The 24,928-nt window shown below is 62.9% G+C and carries 22 protein-coding genes; 16 read left to right on the top strand and 6 right to left on the bottom strand.

Annotation, left to right across the window (positions count from 1 at the left end; all coding sequences use genetic code 11):
* Positions 1-29: 29 nt before the first annotated feature.
* Genes VDP74_RS05755 through VDP74_RS05735 form a run of 5 tightly spaced genes read left to right on the top strand, consistent with a single transcriptional unit; the run spans position 30 to position 3,954 of the window.
* Positions 30-983 (top strand): branched-chain amino acid ABC transporter permease, encoded by a 954-nt coding sequence (locus VDP74_RS05755; protein WP_322998670.1) that lies wholly within the window; start codon positions 30-32, stop codon positions 981-983.
* Positions 980-2,170, top strand: a complete 1,191-nt coding sequence (locus tag VDP74_RS05750; protein ID WP_322998669.1) for a branched-chain amino acid ABC transporter permease — start codon at positions 980-982, stop codon at positions 2,168-2,170. The genes VDP74_RS05755 and VDP74_RS05750 overlap by 4 nt, the downstream gene beginning before the upstream one ends.
* Positions 2,167-2,925, top strand: coding sequence for an ABC transporter ATP-binding protein (locus VDP74_RS05745; protein WP_322998668.1), 759 nt, complete (start codon positions 2,167-2,169; stop codon positions 2,923-2,925). The genes VDP74_RS05750 and VDP74_RS05745 overlap by 4 nt, the downstream gene beginning before the upstream one ends.
* A complete protein-coding gene (locus VDP74_RS05740; protein WP_322998667.1) occupies positions 2,912-3,607 on the top strand; it encodes an ABC transporter ATP-binding protein in 696 nt (231 codons plus the stop codon). Before VDP74_RS05745 ends, VDP74_RS05740 begins: the two co-directional genes overlap by 14 nt.
* Before the next feature lie 50 nt (positions 3,608-3,657).
* Positions 3,658-3,954: a YciI family protein gene (locus VDP74_RS05735; protein ID WP_322998666.1), complete on the top strand. Its 297-nt coding sequence runs from the start codon at positions 3,658-3,660 to the stop codon at positions 3,952-3,954.
* A gap of 37 nt (positions 3,955-3,991) precedes the next feature.
* Here the strand turns inward: VDP74_RS05735 and VDP74_RS05730 are convergent, their stop codons facing one another.
* The 4 genes from VDP74_RS05730 to VDP74_RS05715 all read right to left on the bottom strand — a co-directional run bounded on the left by VDP74_RS05730 (position 3,992) and on the right by VDP74_RS05715 (position 6,687).
* Complete coding sequence (locus tag VDP74_RS05730; protein WP_043681763.1) at positions 3,992-4,231, bottom strand: DUF2249 domain-containing protein; 240 nt, start codon at positions 4,229-4,231, stop codon at positions 3,992-3,994.
* 130 nt (positions 4,232-4,361) lie between these two features.
* Positions 4,362-4,553 (bottom strand): oxidoreductase-like domain-containing protein, encoded by a 192-nt coding sequence (locus VDP74_RS05725; RefSeq protein WP_322998665.1) that lies wholly within the window; start codon positions 4,551-4,553, stop codon positions 4,362-4,364.
* Between the two features lie 28 nt (positions 4,554-4,581).
* Complete coding sequence (locus VDP74_RS05720) at positions 4,582-5,412, bottom strand: class II glutamine amidotransferase (RefSeq protein ID WP_322998664.1); 831 nt, start codon at positions 5,410-5,412, stop codon at positions 4,582-4,584.
* Between the two features lie 114 nt (positions 5,413-5,526).
* Positions 5,527-6,687, bottom strand: a complete 1,161-nt coding sequence (locus tag VDP74_RS05715) for a cytochrome P450 (protein WP_322998663.1) — start codon at positions 6,685-6,687, stop codon at positions 5,527-5,529.
* Positions 6,688-6,940: 253 nt separating this feature from the next.
* Here VDP74_RS05715 and clpB point away from each other — a divergent pair, with 253 nt between their 5' ends.
* Positions 6,941-9,532, top strand: coding sequence for an ATP-dependent chaperone ClpB (gene clpB, locus VDP74_RS05710; protein WP_322998662.1), 2,592 nt, complete (start codon positions 6,941-6,943; stop codon positions 9,530-9,532).
* 103 nt (positions 9,533-9,635) lie between these two features.
* Here clpB and VDP74_RS05705 read toward each other — a convergent pair whose 3' ends face one another.
* Positions 9,636-9,884 carry a GlsB/YeaQ/YmgE family stress response membrane protein gene (locus VDP74_RS05705; protein WP_322998661.1) on the bottom strand — a complete coding sequence of 83 codons (249 nt, stop codon included), beginning with the start codon at positions 9,882-9,884 and terminating at the stop codon, positions 9,636-9,638.
* Between the two features lie 114 nt (positions 9,885-9,998).
* On the opposite strand from VDP74_RS05705, the gene VDP74_RS05700 reads away from it, so the two are divergent.
* The 9 genes from VDP74_RS05700 (at position 9,999) to VDP74_RS05660 (ending at position 18,440) form a co-directional block, all read left to right on the top strand.
* The gene (locus VDP74_RS05700) at positions 9,999-10,268 is read left to right on the top strand and encodes a hypothetical protein (RefSeq protein ID WP_322998660.1); all 270 of its coding nucleotides are present in this window, start codon (positions 9,999-10,001) and stop codon (positions 10,266-10,268) included.
* 22 nt (positions 10,269-10,290) lie between these two features.
* Positions 10,291-11,511 carry a MalY/PatB family protein gene (locus tag VDP74_RS05695; protein WP_322998659.1) on the top strand — a complete coding sequence of 407 codons (1,221 nt, stop codon included), beginning with the start codon at positions 10,291-10,293 and terminating at the stop codon, positions 11,509-11,511.
* Positions 11,512-11,546: 35 nt separating this feature from the next.
* Positions 11,547-12,377, top strand: a complete 831-nt coding sequence (locus VDP74_RS05690) for a transporter substrate-binding domain-containing protein (RefSeq protein ID WP_322998658.1) — start codon at positions 11,547-11,549, stop codon at positions 12,375-12,377.
* A 62-nt stretch (positions 12,378-12,439) separates the two neighbouring features.
* Positions 12,440-13,138, top strand: a complete 699-nt coding sequence (locus VDP74_RS05685) for an amino acid ABC transporter permease (protein WP_322998711.1) — start codon at positions 12,440-12,442, stop codon at positions 13,136-13,138.
* A 2-nt stretch (positions 13,139-13,140) separates the two neighbouring features.
* Positions 13,141-13,836 carry an amino acid ABC transporter permease gene (locus VDP74_RS05680; RefSeq protein WP_322998657.1) on the top strand — a complete coding sequence of 232 codons (696 nt, stop codon included), beginning with the start codon at positions 13,141-13,143 and terminating at the stop codon, positions 13,834-13,836.
* Positions 13,833-14,588 carry an amino acid ABC transporter ATP-binding protein gene (locus tag VDP74_RS05675; RefSeq protein WP_322998656.1) on the top strand — a complete coding sequence of 252 codons (756 nt, stop codon included), beginning with the start codon at positions 13,833-13,835 and terminating at the stop codon, positions 14,586-14,588. Before VDP74_RS05680 ends, VDP74_RS05675 begins: the two co-directional genes overlap by 4 nt.
* Positions 14,589-14,622: 34 nt before the next feature.
* The gene (locus tag VDP74_RS05670; RefSeq protein WP_322998655.1) at positions 14,623-15,231 is read left to right on the top strand and encodes a hypothetical protein; all 609 of its coding nucleotides are present in this window, start codon (positions 14,623-14,625) and stop codon (positions 15,229-15,231) included.
* On the top strand, positions 15,228-16,802 hold the full coding sequence (locus tag VDP74_RS05665) for a rhodanese-like domain-containing protein (protein WP_322998654.1): 1,575 nt from the start codon (positions 15,228-15,230) through the stop codon (positions 16,800-16,802). The genes VDP74_RS05670 and VDP74_RS05665 overlap by 4 nt, the downstream gene beginning before the upstream one ends.
* A gap of 114 nt (positions 16,803-16,916) precedes the next feature.
* Positions 16,917-18,440: a PLP-dependent aminotransferase family protein gene (locus tag VDP74_RS05660; protein WP_416232942.1), complete on the top strand. Its 1,524-nt coding sequence runs from the start codon at positions 16,917-16,919 to the stop codon at positions 18,438-18,440.
* 40 nt (positions 18,441-18,480) lie between these two features.
* Here VDP74_RS05660 and glnE read toward each other — a convergent pair whose 3' ends face one another.
* A complete protein-coding gene (glnE, locus tag VDP74_RS05655; protein WP_322998653.1) occupies positions 18,481-21,234 on the bottom strand; it encodes a bifunctional [glutamate--ammonia ligase]-adenylyl-L-tyrosine phosphorylase/[glutamate--ammonia-ligase] adenylyltransferase in 2,754 nt (917 codons plus the stop codon).
* Between the two features lie 124 nt (positions 21,235-21,358).
* On the opposite strand from glnE, the gene VDP74_RS05650 reads away from it, so the two are divergent.
* The gene (locus VDP74_RS05650) at positions 21,359-24,916 is read left to right on the top strand and encodes a YhdP family protein (RefSeq protein WP_322998652.1); all 3,558 of its coding nucleotides are present in this window, start codon (positions 21,359-21,361) and stop codon (positions 24,914-24,916) included.
* The last annotated feature ends 12 nt before the right edge of the window (positions 24,917-24,928 follow it).

The raw sequence follows: 24,928 nt of genomic DNA, 5'->3' as shown, positions 1-24,928 counted from the left end.
GGTGCGGGCGCACTCCGCAGGAGACTCGCTTGAGCACATTGATCATCACATCGCTGAACGCACTGAGCTTCGGCTTGCTGCTGTTCCTGCTGTCTGCGGGACTGACCCTCATTTTTTCCATGATGGGAGTCCTGAACTTCGCGCATGCCGGCTTCTACATGCTGGGCGCCTACCTGGCGTACACGCTCGGCCTGCATGTCGGCTTTTTCCCCGCGCTCTTTCTCGCGCCGCTGCTGGTCGGAGGGCTGGGAATGGCGGTCGAACGCTTCGGCCTGCGCAGCGTGCACGCCTACGGCCACGTGGCCGAACTGCTGTTCACATTCGGGCTGTCCTACATCATCGAAGAGATCGTCCAGCTGATCTGGGGCAAGGCGCCGGTTAGCTACCCCGTGCCCGCCCTTTTGTCGGGCGATGCCTTCACGATCCTGGGGGCGCCCTTTCCCTCGTACCGGCTGTTCCTGATGCTGGTGTCGGTCGCCGCCTTGCTGGTGCTGTACGGCATCATCAAGAAGACCCGCGTCGGCCTGGTCGTGCAGGCGGCGCTCACGCATCCCGATATGGTCCAAGCCCTGGGGCATGACGTGCCCAAGGTGTTCATGCTCGTCTTTGGCGTCGGCATCGCGCTGGCCGCCCTGGCCGGGGCGGCGGGCGCGCCGATGGCGGTGACCGAGCCGGCCATGGCGCAGGCCATCGGGCCGATCGTATTCGTGGTGGTTGTGCTGGGCGGCATCGGCTCATTGAAAGGGGCGTTCATCGCCGCGCTGCTGCTGGGCTTCACCCAGAACTTCGCTATTCTCTTCGATGTTTCGCCTTACCAGATGATCCTGGACGCCTTCGGTTCGCGGGTCGCTGCGGTGTTCGACCAGGAGTTCATGCGCATCACAATCGCCCAGTCGGCGCCCTTGCTGCCATTCGCCTTGATGGTGCTCGTCTTGCTGGTCCGCCCTCAGGGGCTGTGCGGGAATCGGGGAGGCGGCCTATGAAAACGTCGTTCATGCGATGGTCGGCTGTCGCGGCCTTGCTGGCAGTCATGCTGTTCGTTCCGGCGGCCGTGGATCGCTCTTCCTTGACGTCGCTGTTCACTCAGTTCACCGTGATCTCCCTGCTGGCGATGTCCTACAACATGCTGATGGGGCAGACTGGCATGCTGTCGTTCGGGCACGCCGTGTATTCAGGCCTGGGGGCGTACTGCACGGCGCACTTTCTCAACCATTTCGGGGCCGATGGCCTGGGGTCGGGGATTTTCCTGCTGCCTCTGGTCGGGGCGGTGTCGGGGGCGTTCTTCGGCCTGACGCTGGGATTCGTCTCCACCCGCCGCTCGGGCATTGCCTTTGCCATGATCACCTTGGGGATTTCCGAGCTGATCGCGCACCTGGCGCTGATGATGCCGGGCTGGTCTGGCGGCGAATCCGGCATCACGGTCGACCGCATGCTGAGTTCGCCGATCCTGGGCTTCGATCTGGGTTCGGGGTTGCAGGCCTATTATTACGTGCTGGGGTGGACGGTCCTGGTCATCTTCTTGCAGTTCCTGATCACCAGGACTCCGATCGGCCGCTTGTCCAATGCGGTCCGCGACAACGCCGAGCGCGTGATGTTCATCGGGTTCAACCCCCAGAAGATCCGCCTGCTCACCATGGTGCTGTCGGGCGCGTTTGCCGGCATCGGCGGCTCGCTCATGGTCGTCAATTACGAGATAGTCACGTCCGAGACGCTGGGGCTGGGGCAGTCTGGCATGCTGCTGATCGCGGCCTACCTGGGCGGATCGGGACTGTTCCTGGGGCCGGTGCTGGGGGCAATCGTCTACGTGCTGTTCATGTCGTTCGTCGCAACCCTGACCCAGGCCTGGCTTTTGTATTTCGGGGTGCTGTTCATCCTGGTCGTGCTGTATTCCCCGAAGGGCCTGATGCCCCTGTTGCTGGCTTTGCCGCAGTATGGTCCGCGCCAATGGCTGCGCCTGCTGGCCGTCGCCCTGGTCGGCGCGGCGGCGGTCCAGTTGATCGAGACGATCTATCTGGTAGAAGACGGGCAGAGCGGCCTGTCTCTCCTGCCGCTCTTTCCGGGCTTGTCACCCGGGATGCTGTCGGGCCTGATGGCCGTGCTGATCGCCGCCGTGTGCTGTCTTCTGTATCGAAAGAGAATCGTTTCAAAGTTTCAGGGAGGCCCGGTATGAGTCTGCAAGGTTTGCGTCTGCACCAGGTCCGCAAGTCCTTCGGTGCGACTTGCATCATTCACGACGTGACCCTGGATGTGCGGGCGGGCGAGTCCATTGCCCTGATCGGACCCAATGGCGCTGGCAAGTCCACGCTGTTCAACATGATCAGCGGCCGCATCCTCCCTTCGGGCGGAAGCATCGAATTGAACGGCGAAAGCCTGGTGGGCGTCGCGCCGTTCGAGATCTATCGCAAGGGGCTTTCCCGGTCGTTCCAGGTCAGCAATATCTTTCCCACCATGAGCGTGTCCGAGAACATCCGGACGTCGGTGCTGTGGTCTCTGGGCTACCGCTATAGCCTGATCCGCTTCATGGAGCGCCTGCGCGACGTGCGCGAGCGGGCGGATGCCGTGATGGAGGAGGTCGGCCTGCAGCGACGCCGGAACGTACCTGCCCGCGAGCTGTCATACGCGGAACTCCGCTCGCTGGAGATTGCCATGGCGATTTCCGGCGACCCTCAGGTTGTGCTGCTGGACGAGCCGACCGCAGGCATGAGCCGCTCCGAGTCCGAGGCGGCCACCTGTCTGATTCGACGTATTTCGCAGGCCCGCACCCTGATCATGGTCGAGCACGACATGAGCGTCGTGTTTGGCCTGGCCGACCGCATTGCCGTGTTGTCCGGCGGCGCATTGATCGCCTGTGATACCCCGCAGCGCATCCGCGAGGATCCCGCAGTCAGGGAGGCTTATCTGGGAGACAAATATGCTGGTGGTTAAAGGGCTGCATGCCTTCTATGGAAAGAGCCATATCTTGCATGGCATCGACCTGTCCATCGAACGGGGGGAGATCGTCAGTCTGCTGGGGCGTAACGGCACCGGCCGCTCGACGCTGGTCAAGGCGCTGATCGGCCTGGTCAGCAGGACGGGATCGGTGCGATTCAATGAGGCCGAAACCATCCGGATGGCTGCCTTCAGGATTGCCCGGCTGGGAATCGGTTATGTCCCCGAGAACCGGGATGTGTTTCCCACCCTGACGGTCAGGCAGAATCTGGTGCTGGGCGAGAAGCCTGGCCGGCCGCCAGGACGGTGGCAACTGGACGAGATGTTCGATTTCTTCCCGCGCCTGAAAGAGCGGGAAAACACACCCGCCGGCTTCTTGTCGGGTGGCGAACAGCAGATGCTGACCCTATGCCGCACCTTGATGGGGAATCCGGACTTCATCATGATCGATGAGCCGACGGAGGGCGTGGCCCCCAAGATCGTCGCCCAGATCCGGGACCTGTTGCTGGAGGTCAAGCGTCGCCAGGTATCGGTGCTGCTGATCGAGCAAAAGCTGGACATTGCCCTGGATCTCTGCAATCGGCTGTATCTGATGGGGCATGGGGAAATCGTGTTTGAGGGAACCGCCGCCCAACTGAGCCGGAACCCCGACCTGCAGAAAGAATGGCTCGAGGTCTGAGGTCACGAGCCGACTCCTGTTTTGAAACTTGTTTTTAAGCCGACCCGACCATGTTTATCGTACTGCTCAATTATCGAAAGCCGTTGGTACAAGTCAATGAACTTCTGGAAGAACACCGGAAGTTCCTGGATCGTCATTACGCCAGCGGCTTGTTTCTGTTGTCCGGCCGGAAAGAGCCCCGGACCGGAGGCTTCATTCTCGCCGCTGCATCGGGCCGCCAGGCTCTGATAGAGATCCTGGCGGCAGATCCATTCAGCCTGCACGGAATCGCGAATTATGAGGTGATCGAGGTCGTCGCTTCGCGCGCCGCGCCTTCGCTGGATTTTCTATTGGAAACGAACCCTTAGCTTGCGCAGCGGGCGGACGGCGGGAACTGCCGTGTGTTCAGGGCACGATGTGGAAATCGATGACGATTTCGCCCGGGTTGCGGGCCAGGTATTCGAACTGGATGTTCTCGCCGAAATGGTTCTTCAGTTGCTGCAAGAGCGGCAAGGGGTCGTGGTCGTTGCAGAAACGCATGGTTTCCCCCGGCTGCAGGGCCGACAAGGCGCCAAAGATGGCGGCATGCCGAAAGCGTTTGGCGATGCCCCGCGCGTCGAGAGGGTAGGTGTTTTCAGCAAACATGGGGATAGCGTCGGAAGCCACGGTGCGTCATTCCTGAAAAGATGAGTCGAAAAGTCCGATTATAGAAATGCGGCCCCCAGAAACCGGCAGGAACCCTATGCGCAGCAAGGGTTCCCGGACGTCTCCCGGTTCATGAGGAGGTGGTTTCCGCCCGGTCCGGATGGCGTTGTTCCCAGGCTTTCACGGCCTGTTCCCAGGCGCGCTTTTCCTCGGCGTAGGTGTCGAAGACGCAGGGGCAGCAGCCGTTGCCGCAGCATTCGTTCAGGTCGGGCTCGATGGGTTCGACCGGGCGCGGGTCGTCGTGTGCCGAAGTATCACTCATGACGTCATCATAGGGCATCCGGCCAGGGTCACGCGCAGGCGAGGTTTTCCCGGTTGCTGCGCTGGATGTGCTCGGGGATGTCGATCTGTATGCTGGATTGTGGCCGGCCGTCCACGAACATCATCAGTTCGCCCGTGCGAAAGGCGGTCCAGGTCTCGTTGTCGGTCAATGGTTTGGTCGTGATGACCGCCACGCAGTCCCCGCGACCGGCGACGTTGGCGAAATCCACGGCCACGTCGGTATCGACCAGGTGGGCCACCTGGAATGGCCAGGCGCGCACGATATAGGTCAGCAAGGTCGAGCAATGCGCCAGCATGCAGCGCCCGTTGGACAGCAGGAAGTTGAAGACGCCGTGGCGGGTCAGTTCGGCCGTCATTTCGGCCACGGCGGCGAACAGTTCCTGGTCGTCGGGTTCGCGAGTGCCGAATTGCGCGCGCAGGCCTTCCATCATGTAGCAGAAGGCGCGTTCGCTGTCGGTCTGGCCGATGGGCAGGCAGTCGCCGCGCAAGGTGGGCGCAAAGGATTTCAGGTCGCCGTTATGGGCGAACAGCCAGTGGCGCCCCCACAGTTCGCGCACGAAGGGGTGGCAGTTTTCCAGTTCCAGGGCTCCCTGGGTGGCTTTGCGGATGTGGGCGATGACGTTGCGCGATTTGATCGGGTAGTGTTTGATCAGATCGGCCACGGGCGACTGGCAGCAGGGGGCGTTGTCCAGAAAGCAGCGCGAGCCGCGATTTTCGTAGAAGGCGATGCCAAAACCGTCGGCATGGTGGTCGGTGCCGCCGCCGCGCGCTGCAAATCCCGTGAAGGAAAAGGTGATGTCCGTCGGCGTGGCGCAATTCATGCCCAATAGCTGACACATGGCTGGCAAGCCCCCAGGAAAACGGGGCTCTTTCACCCCGAATGGTTCATGCCTGAATTGTAGTCTTGCGGGGCAGGATATAACCGGGGCTTGGTATGGGAATCCGTGATGAGCTTATGCCGTGTCGTGCCGGAGCATCAGAATCGCCTGCCGATAGCCGCTGGCCGGGTAGATGGCGGGCATGGGCGGGTGTTCTTTGCTGGGCGCCAGCGTCCAGGTATCTGCCAGCAGGGCCTGGATGATGGCCACCAGTTCCATGCGGGCCAGCGGTGCGCCTGGGCAGGCGTGGATGCCCGCCCCGTACAACAGGTTCAGGGCAGGATCCCGGTCCAGGCGGAATTCGTCGGGGTCGCCGAACACGGCCTCGTCGCGGTTGGCCGACGCCCAGATCAGGGTCAGGCGTTCGCCAGGCTGCACATCGGTGTCGCCGACGCGTACAGGACAGGTCGGGCTGCGCCGGTTGGCGATCAGCGGGGCGTGGATGCGCAGGATCTCGTCGTTGGCGGCGTGGACCAGCGCGGGGTCGCGGCGCAACTGGTCCTGCAGGCCGGGATGGGTGGCCAGGTAATGGGCGATGATGCCGACGCTTGAGGCCATGGTGCCCAGTTCGCCGACCGTCCAGTTGCGCAGGATGCTGACGATCTCGTCTTCGGTCGGCGTGCGTCCGTGGATGGTTGCGCGCATCAGGCGGGTCGTGGCGTCATCAGGCGCCTGGTCGCCAGCCAGGCGGCGTTCCTGCAGCAGGTCGCGGATGGTCTGGTCGAACTCGGTGGCGACGGCGGCGATGGCATGCGTGTCGCCCGACAGGGTGGCAACGTTCTTTTTGTGGATCCATTGCCGCAGCGGTTCGTGCAGGCTGTCGGGCCAGCCCAGAAAGGCGCATTGCATGCGCAGCGCAAACGGGTGCGCCAGGCCGAACATGATCTCCACGCTGGTGTTGCGCGGCAGGGCCGCCACCAGTTCGGCGCAGATCCGGCGGCACTCGGGCTCGAAGTCCGCCATGCGGTCCGGGCCGAAATAGGGTTCGATCAGCGCGCGCCAGGCCGTGTGTTCCGGCGGATCCATGCTGTTGGGCACCGAAACGTGACGCGAGGCCCGGCTGCTGAACGTGTCGTGATCCGTCAGGATGCGCATCACGTCGGCGTGGCGGAACACGGAATGATGCAGGTAGTCGCTGTGGGCTACCGGACAGCGCTGGCGCATGCGGTCGTAGGCGGCGATGGGATCGGCGAGCACTTCCGGGGCGCGGGGGTCCCAGTCCTGGTGTGAGGTCATGGCAGTTCTTTGGATGACGGGAAGACGGCCTTGGATCAGGTCCGTCCGACTGTAGCATCGGGTAAACCCTGGGGGTGGCCATTGGCCGCCGAAGGGTGGGTTTATCTGGCAGTCGTTTGATTTTCCTCAAGGTGCGATGCACATCCGAACCTGTCGGGCATCTGACGCTGATTGCGTCTTGAAAATCCCCCCCGCCAACCGCATATATCGCATATCGGGGCGCAGCGCCCCCTCCCTATGAAGGGCTCCACCCATGCGATTCGACAAACTGACGACGAAGTTCCAGCAAGCGCTGGCCGACGCTCAAAGTCTGGCCGTGCGTCACGATCATCCCTATATCGAAAACGTCCATTTGCTGTCGGCCCTGCTGGCCGATGCGGACAGCGGCGCCGGCAGTCTGCTGGCGCGTGCCGGCGTGGCCGTGCCTCGCCTGCAGGCCGAACTGGACCGCCAGATCAGGGCCCTGCCCACCGTGCAGGGCACCGAAGGCAATGTACAGGCTGGCCGCGACCTGCAGGCTGCCCTGGCGCGCACGGACAAAGAAGCCGGGCAGCGCGGCGACACCTATATTGCCAGCGAACTCTATCTGCTGGCCCTGGCCGACGACAAGGGCGAGGTCGGCCGCGCCTTGCGCGAGGCCGGCCTGCAGCGCAAGGCCCTGGAGGCCGCCATCGACGCCGTGCGTGGCGGTGCGGCTGTCGAGGGCGCGGACGACGAAGACAATCGCCAGGCCTTGAAGAAATACACCCTGGACCTGACAGCCCGCGCACGCGAAGGCAAGCTCGACCCCGTGATCGGGCGCGACGATGAAATCCGTCGCACCATCCAGATCCTGCAGCGCCGCACCAAAAACAACCCGGTGCTGATCGGCGAACCCGGCGTGGGCAAGACCGCCATCGTCGAGGGCCTGGCACAGCGCATCGTCAACGGCGAAGTGCCTGAAACCCTGAAGGGCAAGCGCGTCCTGACGCTGGATCTGGCGGGCCTGCTGGCGGGTGCCAAGTATCGCGGCGAATTCGAGGAACGCCTGAAGGCCGTGCTGAAGGAACTGTCCCAGGACTCCGGGCAGACCATCGTCTTCATCGACGAGCTGCACACCATGGTGGGCGCGGGCAAGGCCGAAGGCGCGATGGACGCCGGCAACATGCTCAAGCCCGCCCTGTCGCGCGGCGAACTGCACTGCGTGGGCGCCACGACGCTGGATGAATACCGCCAGTACATTGAAAAGGACGCCGCGCTGGAACGGCGCTTCCAGAAGGTGCTGGTGGACGAACCCGACGTGGAATCCACCATCGCCATTTTGCGCGGCTTGCAGGAACGCTATGAATTGCACCACGGCGTGCAGATCACCGACCCGGCCATCGTGGCGGCAGCGGAACTGTCGCACCGCTACATCACCGACCGCTTTCTGCCCGACAAGGCCATCGACCTGATCGACGAGGCTGCCGCCCGTATCCGCATGGAAATCGATTCCAAGCCGGAAGTCATGGATCGCCTGGACCGGCGCATCATCCAGCTGAAGATCGAGCGTGAGGCCGTGCGCAAGGACACCGACGAGGCCTCCGGACGCCGCCTGAAGGCGATCGAGGAAGAACTCGAGACCCTGCAACGCGAATACAACGACTACGAGGAAATCTGGAAGGCCGAAAAGGCGGCCGTCCAGGGTTCGCAGGCCGTGAAAGAGGAAATCGACCAGGTCCGCGCGGAAATGGCCGAATGGCAGCGCAAGGGCCAGTACGACAAACTGGCCGAACTGCAGTACGGCCGCCTGCCCGAACTGGAGTCCCGGCTGAAAGCCGCCGAAGCTGCTCCCAAAGACACGGAAGCCGGCAAGCCGCGCTTGTTGCGCACCCAGGTTGGCGCCGAGGAAATCGCCGAGGTCGTCTCCCGGGCCACCGGCATCCCCGTGTCGCGCATGATGCAGGGCGAACGCGCGAAACTGCTGGGCATGGAAGCCGTGCTGCACGAACGCGTCGTGGGCCAGGACGAGGCCGTGCGCCTGGTGTCCGAGGCCATTCGCCGCTCGCGCGCAGGGCTGTCCGATCCGAACCGGCCCTATGGTTCTTTCCTGTTCCTGGGGCCGACCGGCGTGGGCAAGACCGAACTGACCAAGGCACTGGCGCGCTTCCTGTTCGATTCGGACAGCCATCTGGTGCGCATCGACATGAGCGAGTTCATGGAAAAACATTCGGTGGCCCGCCTGATCGGCGCGCCTCCGGGCTATGTGGGCTACGAGGAAGGCGGCTATCTGACCGAGGCCGTGCGCCGCAAGCCCTACAGCGTGATCCTGCTGGACGAAGTCGAAAAGGCCCACCCGGACGTGTTCAACGTGCTGCTGCAGGTCCTGGATGACGGCCGCCTGACCGATGGCCAGGGACGCACCGTGGATTTCCGCAACACGGTGATCATCATGACCTCGAACATCGGTTCGCAGCACATCCAGAACCTGGCGGACCAGCCCTACGACGTGGTCAAGGAAGTCATTCGCGACGAACTGAAGACCGCCTTCCGGCCGGAATTCCTGAACCGGATCGACGAGATCGTGGTCTTCCATGGCCTGGATGCCACGCATATCGAGCCGATCGCCCGCATCCAGCTCAAGCGCCTGGCCGAGCGCATGGCCCAGCAAGAAATGCGCCTGGAAGTCACCGATGCCGCCGTCAAGGAACTGGCCCAGGTAGGTTACGACCCGGTGTTCGGAGCCCGGCCGCTGAAGCGCGCCATCCAGCAGTACCTGGAAAACCCGGTCGCCCGTCTGATCCTGGACGGCACCTTCGGCCCGCGCGACGTGGTGCCGGTGGACTGGGACGGCGAGAAGTTCGTCTTCGAACGCACGCTGCAGTAGGCATTCGGGCGGCCGCGCTCGCATGCGCCGGGCCGTCTCCCGTTCGTGAACCCGTTTCAGGGTTCGATGGGCGGGAGGCGGCCCGGTTTTTTGTCGACGCTGTTCAGGCCCGCTTGGCGACCCAGCCGTAGATCAGCAGCACGATCAGGGCGCCGACGATGGATCCGATCCAGCCGGCGCCCTGGCCGGCCTGGTACAGACCCAGCGCTGCCCCCAGGTAGCCGGCCACGATCGACCCCACGATCCCCAGGATCGTGGTCATGATGATGCCCAGTTTCTGGTCGCCGGGCATGATGGCCCGGGCGATCAGGCCGACGATGAAACCCACGACGATCATGCTGATGATGCCCATGCTGTGCTCCTGTGCGGTTGACGACTGAGGGCAGCATAGCGGGCGGACGCAGGAGGCGTCCAGGGGGCCTTTACGTTACCTGGGCAACAAGATGTAGCGTCCCGCTGCGGGCTCGTGCTCAAGACCTTTGATCCCTTCAAACCTTTTCTCCACGTGATCGTCCGCGTCGATGAACTCGAGGCCGTGTGTCCCGGCGCGACGGATGTCTCCGTATCGGGGCAGGAAGAAATAGCGCTCTGGATTGAGGCTGCCCTACGGATTTTCGGCTGGGTGCCTGTTTCCGAAAGCATGGGGCATCGTCAATGGTCCCCTTGGATTTTCGGCGAGTGGTACTCCTCGCCTCTGGGCATCTCCTATTTAATGCTTGAAACAACACGATCCTGATCAACGACATCTGGATGGAGACATGGAATCTGAATTCGACGAAGTCATTGACCGTCAGCGGACGAACTCCGAGAAATGGGCTTCGCCCGACCTGCAGCGGGAATGGGGCGATGGAGGCGATGAGGTGATCCAGATGTGGGTTGCCGATATGGACTTCAGGGCGCCCGCCCCGGTTCTGGATGCCCTGCAGGATGCCGTCAGGCATGGGGTATTCGGCTACGTTTTCCCGAGTACTGGGTTCGTTGACTCCGTTGTCGGGTGGCAGGGGGAACGGCATGGCTGGGATGTGGATCCGGTGTGGCTTTTGCATACGGCTGGCGTGGTTGCAGGCTTGTCTCAGATCGTGCGGGCTTTTACGTCCGCCAGCGATGCAGTCTTGATCCAGCCGCCGGTGTATGGGCGTTTTTTCAAAGTTCCCCAGGCCAATGGACGCAGAGTGGTCTGTGCGCCGCTCCGAGAGGAGGACGGGTGCTACGGGTTCGACGCGGTGGCTTTCGAGCACATCATCAAGCGGCATCGGCCCCGGCTGTTCATTCTGTGTCATCCGCATAACCCGGTAGGGAAGGTCTGGTCGGAAGCCGACCTACGGCAGATGGGTGAGATCTGCCGTCGACATGAGGTGCTGGTGGTGTCCGATGAGATCCACCAGGATTTCGTGTTTGGCCAGGGTAAGCGTCACATCCCGTTTGCCAGTCTTGGCGCCGACTTCGCCCGGAATTCCATCACCTGCACCGCGCCGAGCAAGACATTCAATCTTGCCGGGTTGCAGGTTTCCAATCTGTTCGTCCCTGATCCTGGACTGCGTGAGCAACTGGCTCGCGAGTTGGATCGCAACGGCAACCACGGTATCAACAGCCTGGGCATGGTGGCCTGCGAGGCGGCCTACCGGCAGGGCGCGCCGTGGCTGGACGCATTGCTCATTTATCTCCGTGAGAATCACCGCCGTGTGTCCCAGGCACTCGAGCGAATTCCGGGGTTCCGGGTATTCCAGTCGGACGCGCTGTATCTCGCATGGCTTGACTGCCGGGCCCAGGCCATGCTCGATGACGCGCTCGACGAGCGCTTGCGGCGTCGCGCCCGTGTGCATCTGGATAGTGGCATCAAGTTTGGGGAGGAGGGGCGCGGTTTCGTGCGGATGAATCTCGGATGTCCCCGTTCCGTTCTGGCCCAGGCCCTGGAACGGATGGGAAATGCCTTTGGGGCCGACCCCCATCCATCGTTTCGACAAGAACAAGCCTTGTGAATATCAAGAGTCACATCACCAACCAGGAGACATCAATGAAGTATTCCAAAAAGTTGTGCATGTCGGTATTCGTCGCATTGGCGGCGACGGCGTCTTCCTTCGCATCGGCAAACGATCTCGACAGGATCAAGGAAAGCGGCGAATTGGTTTGCGGAACCCTCGGGGTGTCCCGGGGATTCAGCTTCGTCGACCAATCGACCCGCCAACTGATTGGCTATGAGGTTGATCTTTGCCAGAAGCTTGCGGACGGGCTGGGAGTCAAGCCCAAAATGAAGACCCTTGCGGTGGCTGCCCGAATTCCGGAACTGGAGCAGGGGCGAGTGGACGTGCTGCTGGCCGAGCTGACTGAAACCCCGGAACGGGCGAAGGTCGTGAATTTCTCGAACCCCTATTTCGTCACAGGCGCCAAGGTGATGGTGAAAACCGCATCGGACATCAAGAATGTCGGAGATCTGGCCGGGCGCAAGGTGACGACGACCAAGGGCAGCACGATGGAGCAGATGCTCAGGGAACGGTTGCCGAGCGCCGACATCATTTCCTTCGACACCACGACCCAGGCGTTTCTGGCCTTTGTCCAGGGCAAGGGTGATGGCTACTGCACAGATGAGATCTCTTTGCTGACGAGCCGGGCGGCGCTGAAGGAAGGCGCCGGAGACTACACCATTCTGCCGCAAGCGCTGTCGACGGAAAGGCTGGGCGCGGGAATTCGCAAGACTTCTCCCGAGATGCTGGACTACGTCAATCAGGCGTTCAAGCGCCTGGAGCAGTCCGGTGAGGCGGAAAAAATGTTCATGAAATGGTTCGGACCCGGGACCAGCATCAATTTCGACCAGCGGACATTCCGGTTGGATGGCGCGCAGTCTTGATGCGCGGGGGCATTCGTGCCCCTCATCCTTTCGGAGATGGTCGTATCCACGGGTTGAAAATTATGCAACATTCGTTTGACTTTGCCATGCTGCTCGGCGGGAAATATCACGATTGGCTGATCAGCGGCTTTCTGTTGTCCATCCGGCTTCTGCTCGCAGCACTCGTCCTGTCGCTTCTGGTGGCGGTCGTGATTGCGGTCATGCGGCTTTCAGACTGGATGCCCCTGCGGGTTGCCGGGGCCGCGTATGTCGAGTCGATTCGCAATATCCCGCTGCTGGCGCACATGTTGTTCTGGTATTTCGGGGCCCCGGAGGTCCTGCCCGCGGTCGTCCGGAAATGGCTCTATTCCCAGAACATCGAGATGATGAGCGCTCTGATCGCCTTGGTGCTTTATACCAGTGCCTACATGGCCGAGGACATCCGCAGTGGCATCCGCAGCATTCCCAGCCAGCAAATGGAAGCCGGACGATCGCTGGGCTTTTCGTTCCTGCGAACGATGCATCTGGTCATTCTGCCGCAGTCCCTGCGACTGGTGGTGCCGCCGCTGATCAGCCAGACCCTGAACCTCTGGAAGAACACGAGTATCGCCATGGTGATTGGTGTGGCGGAAATGATGTTCCAGGCTTCGCAGGTGGAAAGCCTGACGTTCCGGGGGTTCGAACCCTATGCGTTCGCGACGGCGGGGTATATCGCGCTGTCCATGCTGATCACCTTGTGTTCGCATGCCTATGAACGCCGATATCCCTTGCGAGGTGCCTGATCATGCTGGATCTCCTTCGCGACTATGGCCTGTTTTTTCTCATGGGCCAGTATCCGAACGGGCCACTGGGCGGGATCGCCATGACGATCCTGATATCGGCCTGTGCGCTGGCCTTGGCGTTTCCCCTGGGCGTGTTGATGGGGGTCTGCCAGGTCAGTCCATGCCGATGGGTCCGCGTGCCGGTTTCGACGCTGGTCTATCTCCTGCGCGCAACGCCGCTCCTGATGATCATCTTCTGGATTTACTTCCTGTTGCCGCTCTGGCTTGGCGGCACGCCGGATCAGTTCTCCACGGTTCTGATCTCGCTGGCGGTTTTCGAGGCTGCATATATTTCCGTGATCATGCAGTGCGGCATCAAGGGCTTGCCCAGGGGCCAGATGGAAACCGCCCGGGCGCTTGGATTCCCGTACTGGCAGGCGATGGCGCTGGTGGTGTTGCCCCAGGCCCTGAAGAACATGCTGCCGTCGCTCGTGGGGGAATTCGTATCGATCATCAAGTTGACCTCGCTGGGCTATGTGGTGGGGCTGTCCGAAAGTACCTTCGTGGCCGAGCAGGTCAACGCGCAGACGATCACCATGCCGGCCGAAGTCTATGCCGTGCTGGGTCTGTCCTATTTCGTCATGTGCTTTGGCATGACCCGCTTTTCATATTGGCTTGAACGCCGCATGTCAACGAACCGAATGGTAGGCGATGCATGATTCATCTCAAGAACGTCGATAAATGGTATGGCGATTTCCATGCCTTGAGCGATGTCACGTTTGATATTGCCAAGGGCGAGGTCATCGTCATTTGCGGCCCGTCCGGGTCCGGGAAGTCAACGCTCATCCGGACCTTGAACCGGCTTGAGGAGATCCAGAGCGGCAGTATCGTCGTCGATGGCCAGGATATTCACGAGAAGGGACTGGACGTCAATCTGTTTCGGAGCAGGATTGGCTTCGTGTTCCAGCAGTTCAATCTATTTCCGCATCTGACTGCGCTGCAGAATTGCACGCTGGCCCTGACTCGTTTGAAGCATGTCGCCAAGAACGATGCGCGGGAACGATGCATGGGCCTGCTAGAGCGGGTCGGCTTGGCGGATAAGGCACATTCATTTCCCGCGCAACTGTCGGGTGGACAGCAGCAACGTGTCGCCATCGCGAGGGCGCTGGCGATGAGTCCGCCCGTGATGCTGTTCGATGAACCGACGAGTGCGCTGGATCCCGAAATGGTTGGCGAAGTGCTGCAAGTCATCAAGGACCTGGCCCAGGATGGCATGACCATGGTTTGTGTGACCCATGAGATGGGTTTTGCGCGCGAGGTGTGTGATCGGGTCGTCTTCATGGATAAGGGCATGATCCTGGACGTGGCGGCTCCCGATGACTTTTTTTGCCACCCGGATCACCCGCGCGCCCGTAAGTTTCTCGCCGACATCTTGGCGCCGATGGCGGGTGTCTCGTGCGATCTGATTTGAATCCGTCCAACTGACCTTGTGAAAGGAGATGAATATGAACTTGGCCGCTCAGAGAGCGGAGCTCATTGCTCAAAGCGTGGGCGAGGTCCGCAAGATTCTGGAAACCGGGGGCGTGAGCCGCGCTTCTCTCGATATGGTCAAGCCGCTGCTTGAGGACTTGGCCCGGCGCAAGGAGTTGTGGATGACTGCCGAGTTTCCAGCGCCTGAACTACCTGAACTCACGGCGTTTTACCTGTTGCATCAGGACAGCATGACCGGTTGCTCCTTGTATCTGAACATCATGCGTCCGGGAGAGCAAACCCCCGTGCATAACCACACGACCTGGGCATGCATCGCGTCGGTCGAAGGAATTGAGACCAATTATTTGTATCGCCGCATGGATTCCGGGGATGAGGCGGGAAAAGCACGCCTGGAACTGAGCGGTGTCGTGGAAGTCGGGCCTGGAAATGGCATCGGCATCCTGCCTGATGACATTCATGCTGTTGGCAATATAGGGACTGATGTCGTCCGTCATTTGCACCTTTATGGGCAGGATGTCAAAGAGCTGACCCATCGCCTGATGTTCGATCTTGAACGGCATACCTATCAAACCATGCCGCTCATCCAGGTGGATGAGCGGCACGAGCTGGAAAACAGAACATGATTTCAAATGTAAATGCCGAGACCTTGAGCGCCTGGCTGGCGGATGGGCGGGAAATCGCGCTAGTGGATGTGCGTGAGTTGGGGCAATTCAGCAATGGGCATCTGTTTTTCGCGTGCAATCTGCCTTATAGTCGATTGGAAATCGATGTCTTTCGCCTAATCCCTCGAATGAGTACGCGAGTGGTGCTGTGCGCGGATGTTCAGTCCAAGGTGGATGTCGCGGCGGCCGTGAGCCTGCGGGAACTCGGTTATACGGACGTCTGGATATTGACGGATGGGGTGTCGGGCTGGGTGGCCGCTGGTTACAAGCTCTTTGGAGGAGTCAACGTGCCGTCCAAGACGTTTGGCGAGATCGTCGAGCAGCGCCACCATACGCCGCAGATCTCCGCCAGGCAACTCTTTGAGCTGCAGTTGGCGGGTGACAATCTGGTGATTCTCGATGGTCGGCCGTTCGACGAATATCAGCAAATGAATATTCCGGGGGCATCCTGCTGCCCCAACGGAGAACTTGCTTATCGCATTCGGAAGATCGTCCCGGACCCCGCAACCAAGATCGTCGTGAACTGCGCAGGGCGCACGCGCAGCCTCATCGGGGCGCAAACCTTGATCAATATTGGCGTCCCGAACCCGGTCTATGCCTTGGAGAATGGCACGCAGGGGTGGTTCCTGGAAGACCTTCCGCTGAACTACAACGGCAACCAGGGCTATCCAGAGTTGCCTGGCGATTTCGATATTGCCGCTTCGCGGGCCGCTGCCCAGGCCTTGGCGGCTAAATACTCGGTGCCGACGGTCGATGCCAAAGAGGTCGACCGATGGTTGGCGGAACCGGATCGTACGCTGTTCCTGTTCGATGTCCGGACCGAGGCTGAGTTCAGGGCGGGCTCGTTGCAGGGCGCGCGGCATGCCCCAGGCGGTCAACTGGTACAGGCAGCGGATGAATTCATCGGGGTACGGCATGCGCGGGTTGTACTGCTGGACTCCGATGGTGTTCGGGCTCCGACAACTGCCTCGTGGATGAAGCAGATGGGCTGGGACGTCAGCGTCCTGCGAGAAGGGATCGATGCGGATCTCGATTGTGCCGCGACTGCCAAGGCTGTGTTGCCCGCCTTCCCTGTGCTGCAGGCGCGCGAGCTCGCGCGCGGATTGACGTGTGGCGATGCTGTCGCGTACGACCTGAGGTCAAGCACGGCCTATAGGGCTTTGCATGCGGCGGGTAGCCGTTGGTCGATACGGCCCTTGCTGCTGGAGATGCCGCAGACGGATCGATGTGTGGTCCTGATCGCGGACGAGCCAGAGGTTGCCGCCCTTGCCGCTTGTGACCTGGAGCGCAAAGGGGTGGCTGATGTGAGAATCTTGTCCGGAGGCTTTGAGGCTTGGATCGAACAGGCCCTGCCAACTGAATCCACGCCAGAGGATCCGCCCTACGAGCAGCGGATTGATTACCTGTTCTTCGAGCATCAACTGCAGGAATGCAAGGACGCTGCCCAGCGCTACTTGTCGTGGGAAATTGGTTTGGTGTCTCAGCTCAATGAGACTGAGCGCAAGACGTTCGCTCTTTCTCCGGGGCATTGACGGTGGCTTCGGCGGCACCGCGCCATCGCGATCCATCCGCCGGCGCCGTGGTTCGGCTGTCCGGACGAGGATTGTGCCGTGCGCCGTCGTGCCGGCTTTTCAGGAGAGGGAGTTTTGAGGTCCTTTATCAGTGATCTTCTCTTGCAGCAATTGGCGGAACCCTCGTCGGAGGCGATGTACAAACGCTTGTACCGCCATTTGACTGCGTCCATTCGCTCGGCGCGCATTGCGCCTGGCCAGCGCTTGCCGTCGTCCAGGGAGCTGGCCGAGGAATTGGGGATTGCGCGTAACACGGTCGTCTCCGTGTACCATCAGCTCCTGTGCGAGGGCTTTACCGAGAGCCGAGTTGGAAACGGCACATTTGTCAGCGAGCAGCAGCAAGACGTCTATCCGGCCAGCGTGCTCGAACAGACTGATTATCGGCCGGGCTGGCTCAGCGCCCAGCTGTCCGAGCGAGGCAATCGGATTGTTGAGGAAGCGCCCGCGTCGCCTTCCGAGTGGGGAGCGTTCATGCCGGGCGTGCCGGACGTAGAGCAATTTCCGCACGCGACATTTTCCCGGTTGCTGCGTCAGGCGTGGAGGGCCCCGATGCCGGAAATGCTGTCCTATTCCCAGGGCGGCGGACTGAAGTGGTTGCGAGAGGAGCTGGCTGCATATCTTGGGATCGCGCGCTCCGTGCAGTGCGATCCCGATCAGATCATCATCACGGAGGGCGTTCATCAAGCCATCGATCTGGTGACGCGGATGCTGGGCAGCCCCCAGGATGTCGCCTGGGTCGAGGATCCTGGTTACTGGGGCGCCAGGACGATTCTGGCCGCAAATGGCATCTCGACGGTGCCAATCCCGGTTGATGCGCACGGCATGTGCATCCCGCCTGCGGCAAGCGAGCCCACGCCCAAATTCATTTTTGTCACTCCGTCGCATCAATACCCGTTGGGCATGGTTATGTCGCTGGATCGTCGCCGGCGATTGATTCGTTTGGCTCGGCATCAGGGTAGCTGGATCATCGAAGACGACTATGACAGTGAGTTCCGCTTCGGCGGCTTGCCTGTTCCCGCGCTACAGGGGCTGGAGCCCAATGCGCCGGTCATTTACATGGGAACCTTCAGCAAGACCATGTATCCGGGGCTGCGACTGAGCTACGTGGTCCTGCCCAAGGTTCTGGCATCGGCCTTGAAGGCCGCGCACACGACGCTCTATCGGGAAGGTCGTCTGTTGACCCAGGCAGCGGTGGCTGCGTTCATATCCGAGGGTCATTACACGTCCCACATCCTGCGCATGCGCAAGGCATACGCCGGGCGCCGTCGGATGCTGGTATCGCTCATCGAACGGCGCCTGGGGCCCGGATGGTTGACGCCTGAGGCGGACAATGCCGGTTTGCATCTCGTGGTCAGCCTCCCGGAGACCTTGCCGGATACGCGGCTCGTCGAGCTTGCCCGCTCCCGCGGGATCCTGACGCGGTCCTTGTCGCGCTACTACCACCAAGCGGGTGCCGCGCGGCAGGGCTTGTTGCTGGGCTATGCATGCGTTCCAGAACACCAGATCATTCAGCAATTCGAGGTCCTGCTGGATTGCATTGCCCAAGTGATGCAAGACGGCGCGTCTGGGGCTGGCCGAGTGACGAGTGCATCTCCATGACGAGGGGGGGCGCCGTTGCGCTCGCGGCCAGCGTATTGCGTCAGGCGGTCGCCAGCACCACCCTCCACAGTTCCCGCACCGCCTCGCGTTCCCGCACGAGTTCACCAGCCGGCACCCGCGCCTTCTCCGCCCCCTGCAGCCGCAGCGCATGCTGCCGCCGCCGGAACACCCGATAGGCATCGGCCACTTCCGCCGCCAGCAGCCCCGGAATCAGCCCCGCCTGCGCCGCCAGCCCCAGCAAGGCGATGTTCCCCAGATTCCCCAGCAGCTCCGGATGCGCCCCCGATTGACTGAGCACCAGGAACTGCGTGATGAACTCGATGTCTACCATCCCGCCCCGGTCGTGCTTCAGATCGAAATCCCCGCTGCGATTAGGATGCCCTTGGGAAATTTTCTCGCGCATCGACAGCACGTCGCCCCGCAGCGCGTCGGGATCGCGGGGCAGCAGCAGGATGCGCTGGCGGATGTCCTCGAAACGGGCGCCGATGGCCGCGTCTCCCGCCACGAAGCGGGCGCGCGTCAACGCCTGGTGTTCCCAGGGCCAGGCCTGGTTCAGCTGGTAATGTTCGAACGCATCGATGGGCAGCGCCAGCAGGCCGGCGTCGCCGTCCGGGCGCAGGCGCAGGTCGATTTCGTACAGGCGGCCCGACGAGGTCAAGGTGGACAGCCATGATGCCACCCGGCGCCCCAGTTTGGCATAGCGTTCGCCCGCTTCCTGATCCGGGTCATCGTACAGAAAGACCAGGTCCAGGTCGGATGCGTAGCCGATTTCCTTGCCGCCCAGCTTGCCGTAGGCAATGATGGCGAAGCGGGGCGTACCGGGGTCGGCACGGCGCTCTCGCGGCAGCACCTGGGGCCAGACCCGGTAGATGGCCTCGGCCAGCATCAGGTCGGCCAGCGCGGACAGGTGGTCGGCCAGGCCCTCGACGCTGATGACGCTTTCGAGATCCTGGGCCAGCAGCTGGAAGGTCACCTGATGCTGCACGTCGCGCATCAGGTTCATCTGCTGCTCGACGTCAGGCTGGCCGTCGGGCAGCACACAGGCGTCCAGGTCGCTGCGCAATTGTTCGGCGATGGCCGGAAAATCAGGGGCCTGCATCAGGCTGCGCCATTCGATCAGGCTGTCGAGCAGCAGGGGATAGCGGCTTAAGTACTGGGACGCCCAGGGGCTGGCGCTGACGATGCGGGCCACGCGAGCCAGGGTTTCCGGGTATTCGGCCAGCAGCGCCAGGTAGGCGCTGCGCTGGGCGATGTGTTCGACCAGATTCAGCAGGCGCTGCAGGGTGGCGGGGGGATCGTCCGTCCGGGTAGCGGCCTGCATCAGGCCGGGCAGCAGCGCCTGCAGCCGTTGCCGGCTGGTGCGCGGCAGGCTCTGGATGCGATGGCTGTCCAGCAGGGCGTCGATGCGAACTTGCATGTCTTGCGCCTGTGTGTCCGACAGCGCAGCGGAGCCGGCGTCGGGGGCGGCGGGCGTGTCCTCGGCTGTCGCATCGCCCCCCATGCCGGCGATGCGGAAAGCGTCCTGGAAGCAGCGGGATACATACGCCCGATGCTCTTCCAGGGTCGTCTGGAACGCGGTCGTGTCCGGGTGCCCCAGCGCCTGGGCCAGCGCAGCCAGCCCGCTGGTGTCATGGGGCAACAGGTGGGTCTGTTCGTCTTCGCGGTATTGCAGCAGGTGCTCGACGCGTCTCAGATAGACGTAGGCGGCTTCCAGGCCACGGGCCTGGTCGCTGTCCAGGATGCCGGCGCGTTGCTGCTTGTGCAAGGCGGCCAGCAGATTGCGCTGTTGCAGCGAAGGCTGGCGACCGGCCCGGATCAGCTGGTTTAGCTGGATCACGAATTCGATTTCCCGGATGCCGCCTTCGCCCAGCTTGATATTGTGCCGTGTGTCGACGCCGTGGCGCGCCTGGGCGCGCCGCTGCCAGTCGGTGCGGATACGTTCCCGCAGACCGCGCAGGGACGATAGCGTGTCGAAATCGAAATATTTGCGATAAACAAATGGCCGGCGCAGGGATTCCAGCGTCTGCGCCTGGGTGGTGAAGGCGCTTTCGTCAAACAGCGGACAGGGGATCAGGCGGGCCTTCAGCCAGGCATAGCGTTCCCATTCCCTGCCCTGGGACACCAGGTAGTTTTCCAGGGCGGGCAGGCTCCAGGCCAGCGGGCCGCTGTCGCCGTCGGGGCGCAGCCGCAGGTCAGTGCGAAAGACATAGCCGTCGGCATCCAGTTCCGACAGAATGGGCATCATCAGGCGGCAGACCTTGCCGTAGAATTCGTGGTGGCTGATGCGTCGGCGGCCATCGGTTTCGCCTTCCTCGTCGTACAGCATGATCAGGTCGATGTCGGACGAGACGTTCAATTCCTTGCCGCCCAGCTTGCCCATGCCCAGGATCAGCATGTCCTGGGGTTCGCCGGTGGCGGGGTGGCGCGGCACACCGTGGATGTCCATCAGCGTGTGCATGGCGCAGGCATAGGCCTGGCCGATCGCCAGGTCTGCCAGGGTCGACATGGCGGCTACGACTTCGTGCAGCGGCGCCAGCCCGGCGATATCGCGCACCATCAGGGTGTGGAAAACGCGCCGACGCAGTCGGCGCAAGGCTTGCTGCAGAGCGGGGCGCTCGGGCGTCTGCCCGGCAGGCAGGTTCAATTCCTGGTCGTACCAGGTCTGAATCGTTCTGCGTGCCAGAGGTTCGGCGCTATCATTCAGCAGCCGGGCCTGTCCGTCAGGGTGGGCGGCCAGGTGGCGCCGCAGGACGCCGGACCAGTGCAGGGCGGGCTCTATAATGGCTCGGGACATCGGATCCATCAGTGAATCGGTGAAACTGGGCCCGGTGCAGCCGGGTGGCAGGGGGCTTTAACATACTGCAAAAACCGGCATGCGCCAATTCATTTCAAAGCTTTCCTGTGTCTGGTCGCGACCCATGTGCGCGGCACTGCTCTGCCTGTATTTCGGGCTGGCAGGGTTGCTGCTGGCCGGACGCTACCTGATTCTGCCGCATCTGGACGATTGGCGTCCGCAGGTTGCGGCGCAGTTGTCTCAGGCGCTGGGGGCGCAGGTATCCCTGGGGCCGATCCAGGTGTCCTGGCGGGGCTGGAACCCGCAGGTCGATTTCAGCCAGGTGCGGATCATCGATGCGCAGGGGCGCGACCTGCTGGCGGCGCCCAGCGTCCGGGCCGAGCTGAACTGGGCTGCCATCCTGCCCGGCAGCCAGGGGGCGCTGCGCCTGCAGGTGCGGGGCATGGATCTGGGCCTTGACCGCTTGCCGGATGGGCGGCTCAGCCTGTTGGGGCAGATACTGACCGCGGATCAGGCAGGCGACGGGGCGGCGGTTCCCGCGTGGCTGCAATGGGTGCTGGCTCAGCCCCTGATCGCCTTTCAGGACGCCACCGTGCGCTGGGATGATCAGTTGCGCGGGGCGCCCGAACTGGTGTTGCGCAATGCGCATGTCGTCTTGCGTCATCAGGGATCGGGGGCATGGGGGCTGTCCCTGTCGGCACAGGCGCCGATGGCGGGCGACGCCCGTCTGAATCTCAAGATAGTGGCCGATGCGGCGGCGCTGGCGCAGGGCAAACAGGCCGATTGGCAGGGCTGGTTGCAGCTTGCCGGGGCCGGGGCGCGCGATTGGCGCCCTTGGGTCGATCTGCCGCAAGCCCTGGAACGGGGCCGGCTGGATGCCCAATTCTGGGCCAATAGCGGGTCACAGACGCCGCAATTGACCGTGCTGCTGGGCCTGCAGTCCGTGCGCTGGGAATCCCCGGAGACCGGCAACGTGCAGGTGCCGCAGGCGGAACTGTGGCTGCAGGGGGGGCTGGATCAATGGCGGGCGCTGGCTCAGGGCGACGACGCCCCGGATGGCCTGGCCTTTGATCTGCGCACCCAGGGCGTGCAGCTGACGCAAGCAGAATGGTTTGATGCGCCCCTGGCCTTTGGCGCCGTGACGGCGCGGGGCAGCGTGCGACATGCGGGCCGCTGGGGGCTGGAACTGCAGCGCCTGGATTGGCGCAATCCCGACATCGCCCTGCAGGGGGCCGGCAGGTGGGATGGCGGGGGGCTGGCCGGCACAGCCGATTTCCAGGGCACCATCGCCCGTGCCAGCCTGGATGCCATCCACCGCTATCTGCCGCGCGAGGTCGATGCCGATGCGCGAGAATGGCTGGCTAAAGGCCTGCAATCGGGTACGCTCGTCAATGGTCATTGGTTGCTGCACGGGGATCTGGCCGAATTTCCTTTTGGCGAGCAACCGCAGGCGGGGGATTTCCAGGTTCGGGGGGATTTCCGGGATGCCCGGATCGAGTTCGTGCCGGATGCGCCCAAGGCACAGGTCTGGCCCCTGATGCAGGGCGTGAACGGCACGGCGGACCTGCATCGCATGGATCTGCGCCTGACGGCCTCTGCCGCGCGGATGGAGCCGATCCCAGGACAAGTCATCCGCCTGAGCGGGGTGCGGGCCAGGATTCCCGATCTCGAGCATGACGCTACCTTGCAGGTGTCGGGTCACAGCGCCGCCGATGGCGAGGCTTACATGCACCTGATCCGGCAGACGCCGCTGGCGCACCTGCTCGACGGGGTCTTCGACGAGGCATCGGCCTCCGGCGACTGGCAGGTGCCCTTGTCTCTGACCATTCCGCTGTTGCGCACGGACGATACCTTGGTCCAAGGGCGTATCGACCTGCAGCAGGGCAGCCTGCAGTTCATGCCGCAGGCGCCGCCCTTCGAGGCCATCGACGGCAGCCTGCATTTCAGCGAACAGGGCGTGCAGGCGGCCCATCCTCTGACGGCGCGCTTGCTGGGCGGCGCTGTCCAGGTACGCGGGGCCTTGGGGGGGGCTAAGGCCGCCGGCTTGTCTTTTCAGGGCCGCATGACGGCCAAGGCCTTGGCCGCCTTTGTCGGCGTGCCGGGAATGAGCCGTCTGTCGGGTGCGCTGGATTATCAGGCGCAATTGGCGCAGCAGGGCAATGCCTACGTTTTCCAATTGAATTCCGATACGCGCGGCCTGGGGCTGGATTTTCCAGCGCCCTTGGCCAAGCCCGCTGACCAGGCGCGGTCTCTGAAAGTGCGCTGGACCGATGCCGACGCGCAGGCCGACATCCTGGAAGCGCGCTTGGGCGATCTGGTCGCGACGACGTTTCGTCATGTCCGAACGACGCGGCAGGGGCCCTATTTCCAGCAGGTGCTGATCGGCGTGGGGCAGGCGGCGGATGCGGCGGGGCCGGGGTTGCGGCTCGCGCTGCACTACCCCCTGATCGACCTGGATTTCTGGAACCGGGTTGTGGATGAATTTTCCATTCCCAGACGCGGTGCTGCGTCTGGATCCCGTTCGGGGGCCCGGCCCTTGTGGCCGGACCTGTCTTTGCTTAGCGTCCAGGCGGATCAGCTGCGCCTGCAGTTCACCCGCCTGGACCAGGCGGTGTTGCGTGTGACACGCACGCAGGATGAACAGTGGTCGCTCAACGTGCGTTCGGAGCAGACCGCCGGCACCCTGAAATGGCGCGAGCGTAGCGGTCGGGTGCAAGGCCCCGTAGCGGGGCGCTTCGCCCGGCTGAGCCTGGGTGATGACGCACGGGATACCCGGTCCCTGTTGCCCGATCCGCCGCCCGATGCGGACGTCAGTTTCGACGATGAACTGGAGATTCCCGGTCTGATCCTGAAGGCCGACGAGCTGCGCCTGTATGGCCGCGCCGTCGGGGCCTTGTCCCTGGAGGGGGTGCGCGACAGCAAGCGTCAGATCTGGCAACTGACTCATCTGCGCATCGGCGACGAGGACGCCCGGCTGCAGGGATCGGGTGCCTGGCGTCTGCGCGGCCCGGACCGGGGGCTGAGCCTGCAGGCGGCGGTCAAGGCCCAGGATCTGGGCGCCTGGCTGACACGCGCCGGCTGGCCCGGCATGCTGTCGGGCGGCCAGGGTTCCTTGAAGGGTGATCTGACCTGGCGCGATCTGCCGTGGCGTCATGAAAAGACCGATCTGCGGGGCAGTCTGCAGTTCGAACTCGACAAGGGCCGTATCCTGAAGCTTGCTTCGCACACCGGAAAATTGCTGGAAATCCTGTCATTGCAGTCCATCGCGCGCCTGAATCACCTGGAACAAGGCCTGACGGGTCTGCCCAAGGACGGCTTTCCCTTTGATCAACTGCGCGGGTCCATGAGTCTGCGCCAAGGTGTCGTCCAGGCGCATGATTACAAGCTCATCGGCTCGGTCGGCACCATTCTCCTGGAGGGCCGCACGAGCATCGTCGACAAGTCTCTGGACCTGCAGGCGGTCATGGTGCCCAATCTGGATGTCAGCGGCGCCGCCCTGGCGGCCGGCATCGCCGTCAACCCGCTGATCGGCCTGGGGGCGTTCGTGACGCAATGGTTGTTGAAAACGCCGCTAGCCAAGGCCATGACGGTGCGCTACCGCATCGAGGGAACCTGGGACGAGCCCAAGATCACGGAAATTCCGGTGGATGCCACCACCGCCCACGAGCCGAACGGCGACTGATCGGCTGGCCTG

This window comes from Castellaniella sp. (assembly GCF_034674885.1).
Classification (GTDB): domain Bacteria; phylum Pseudomonadota; class Gammaproteobacteria; order Burkholderiales; family Burkholderiaceae_B; genus Castellaniella.
The sequence above is the reverse complement of the archived record's forward strand: the minus strand, read 5'-3'. Positions and strand labels throughout refer to the sequence as shown.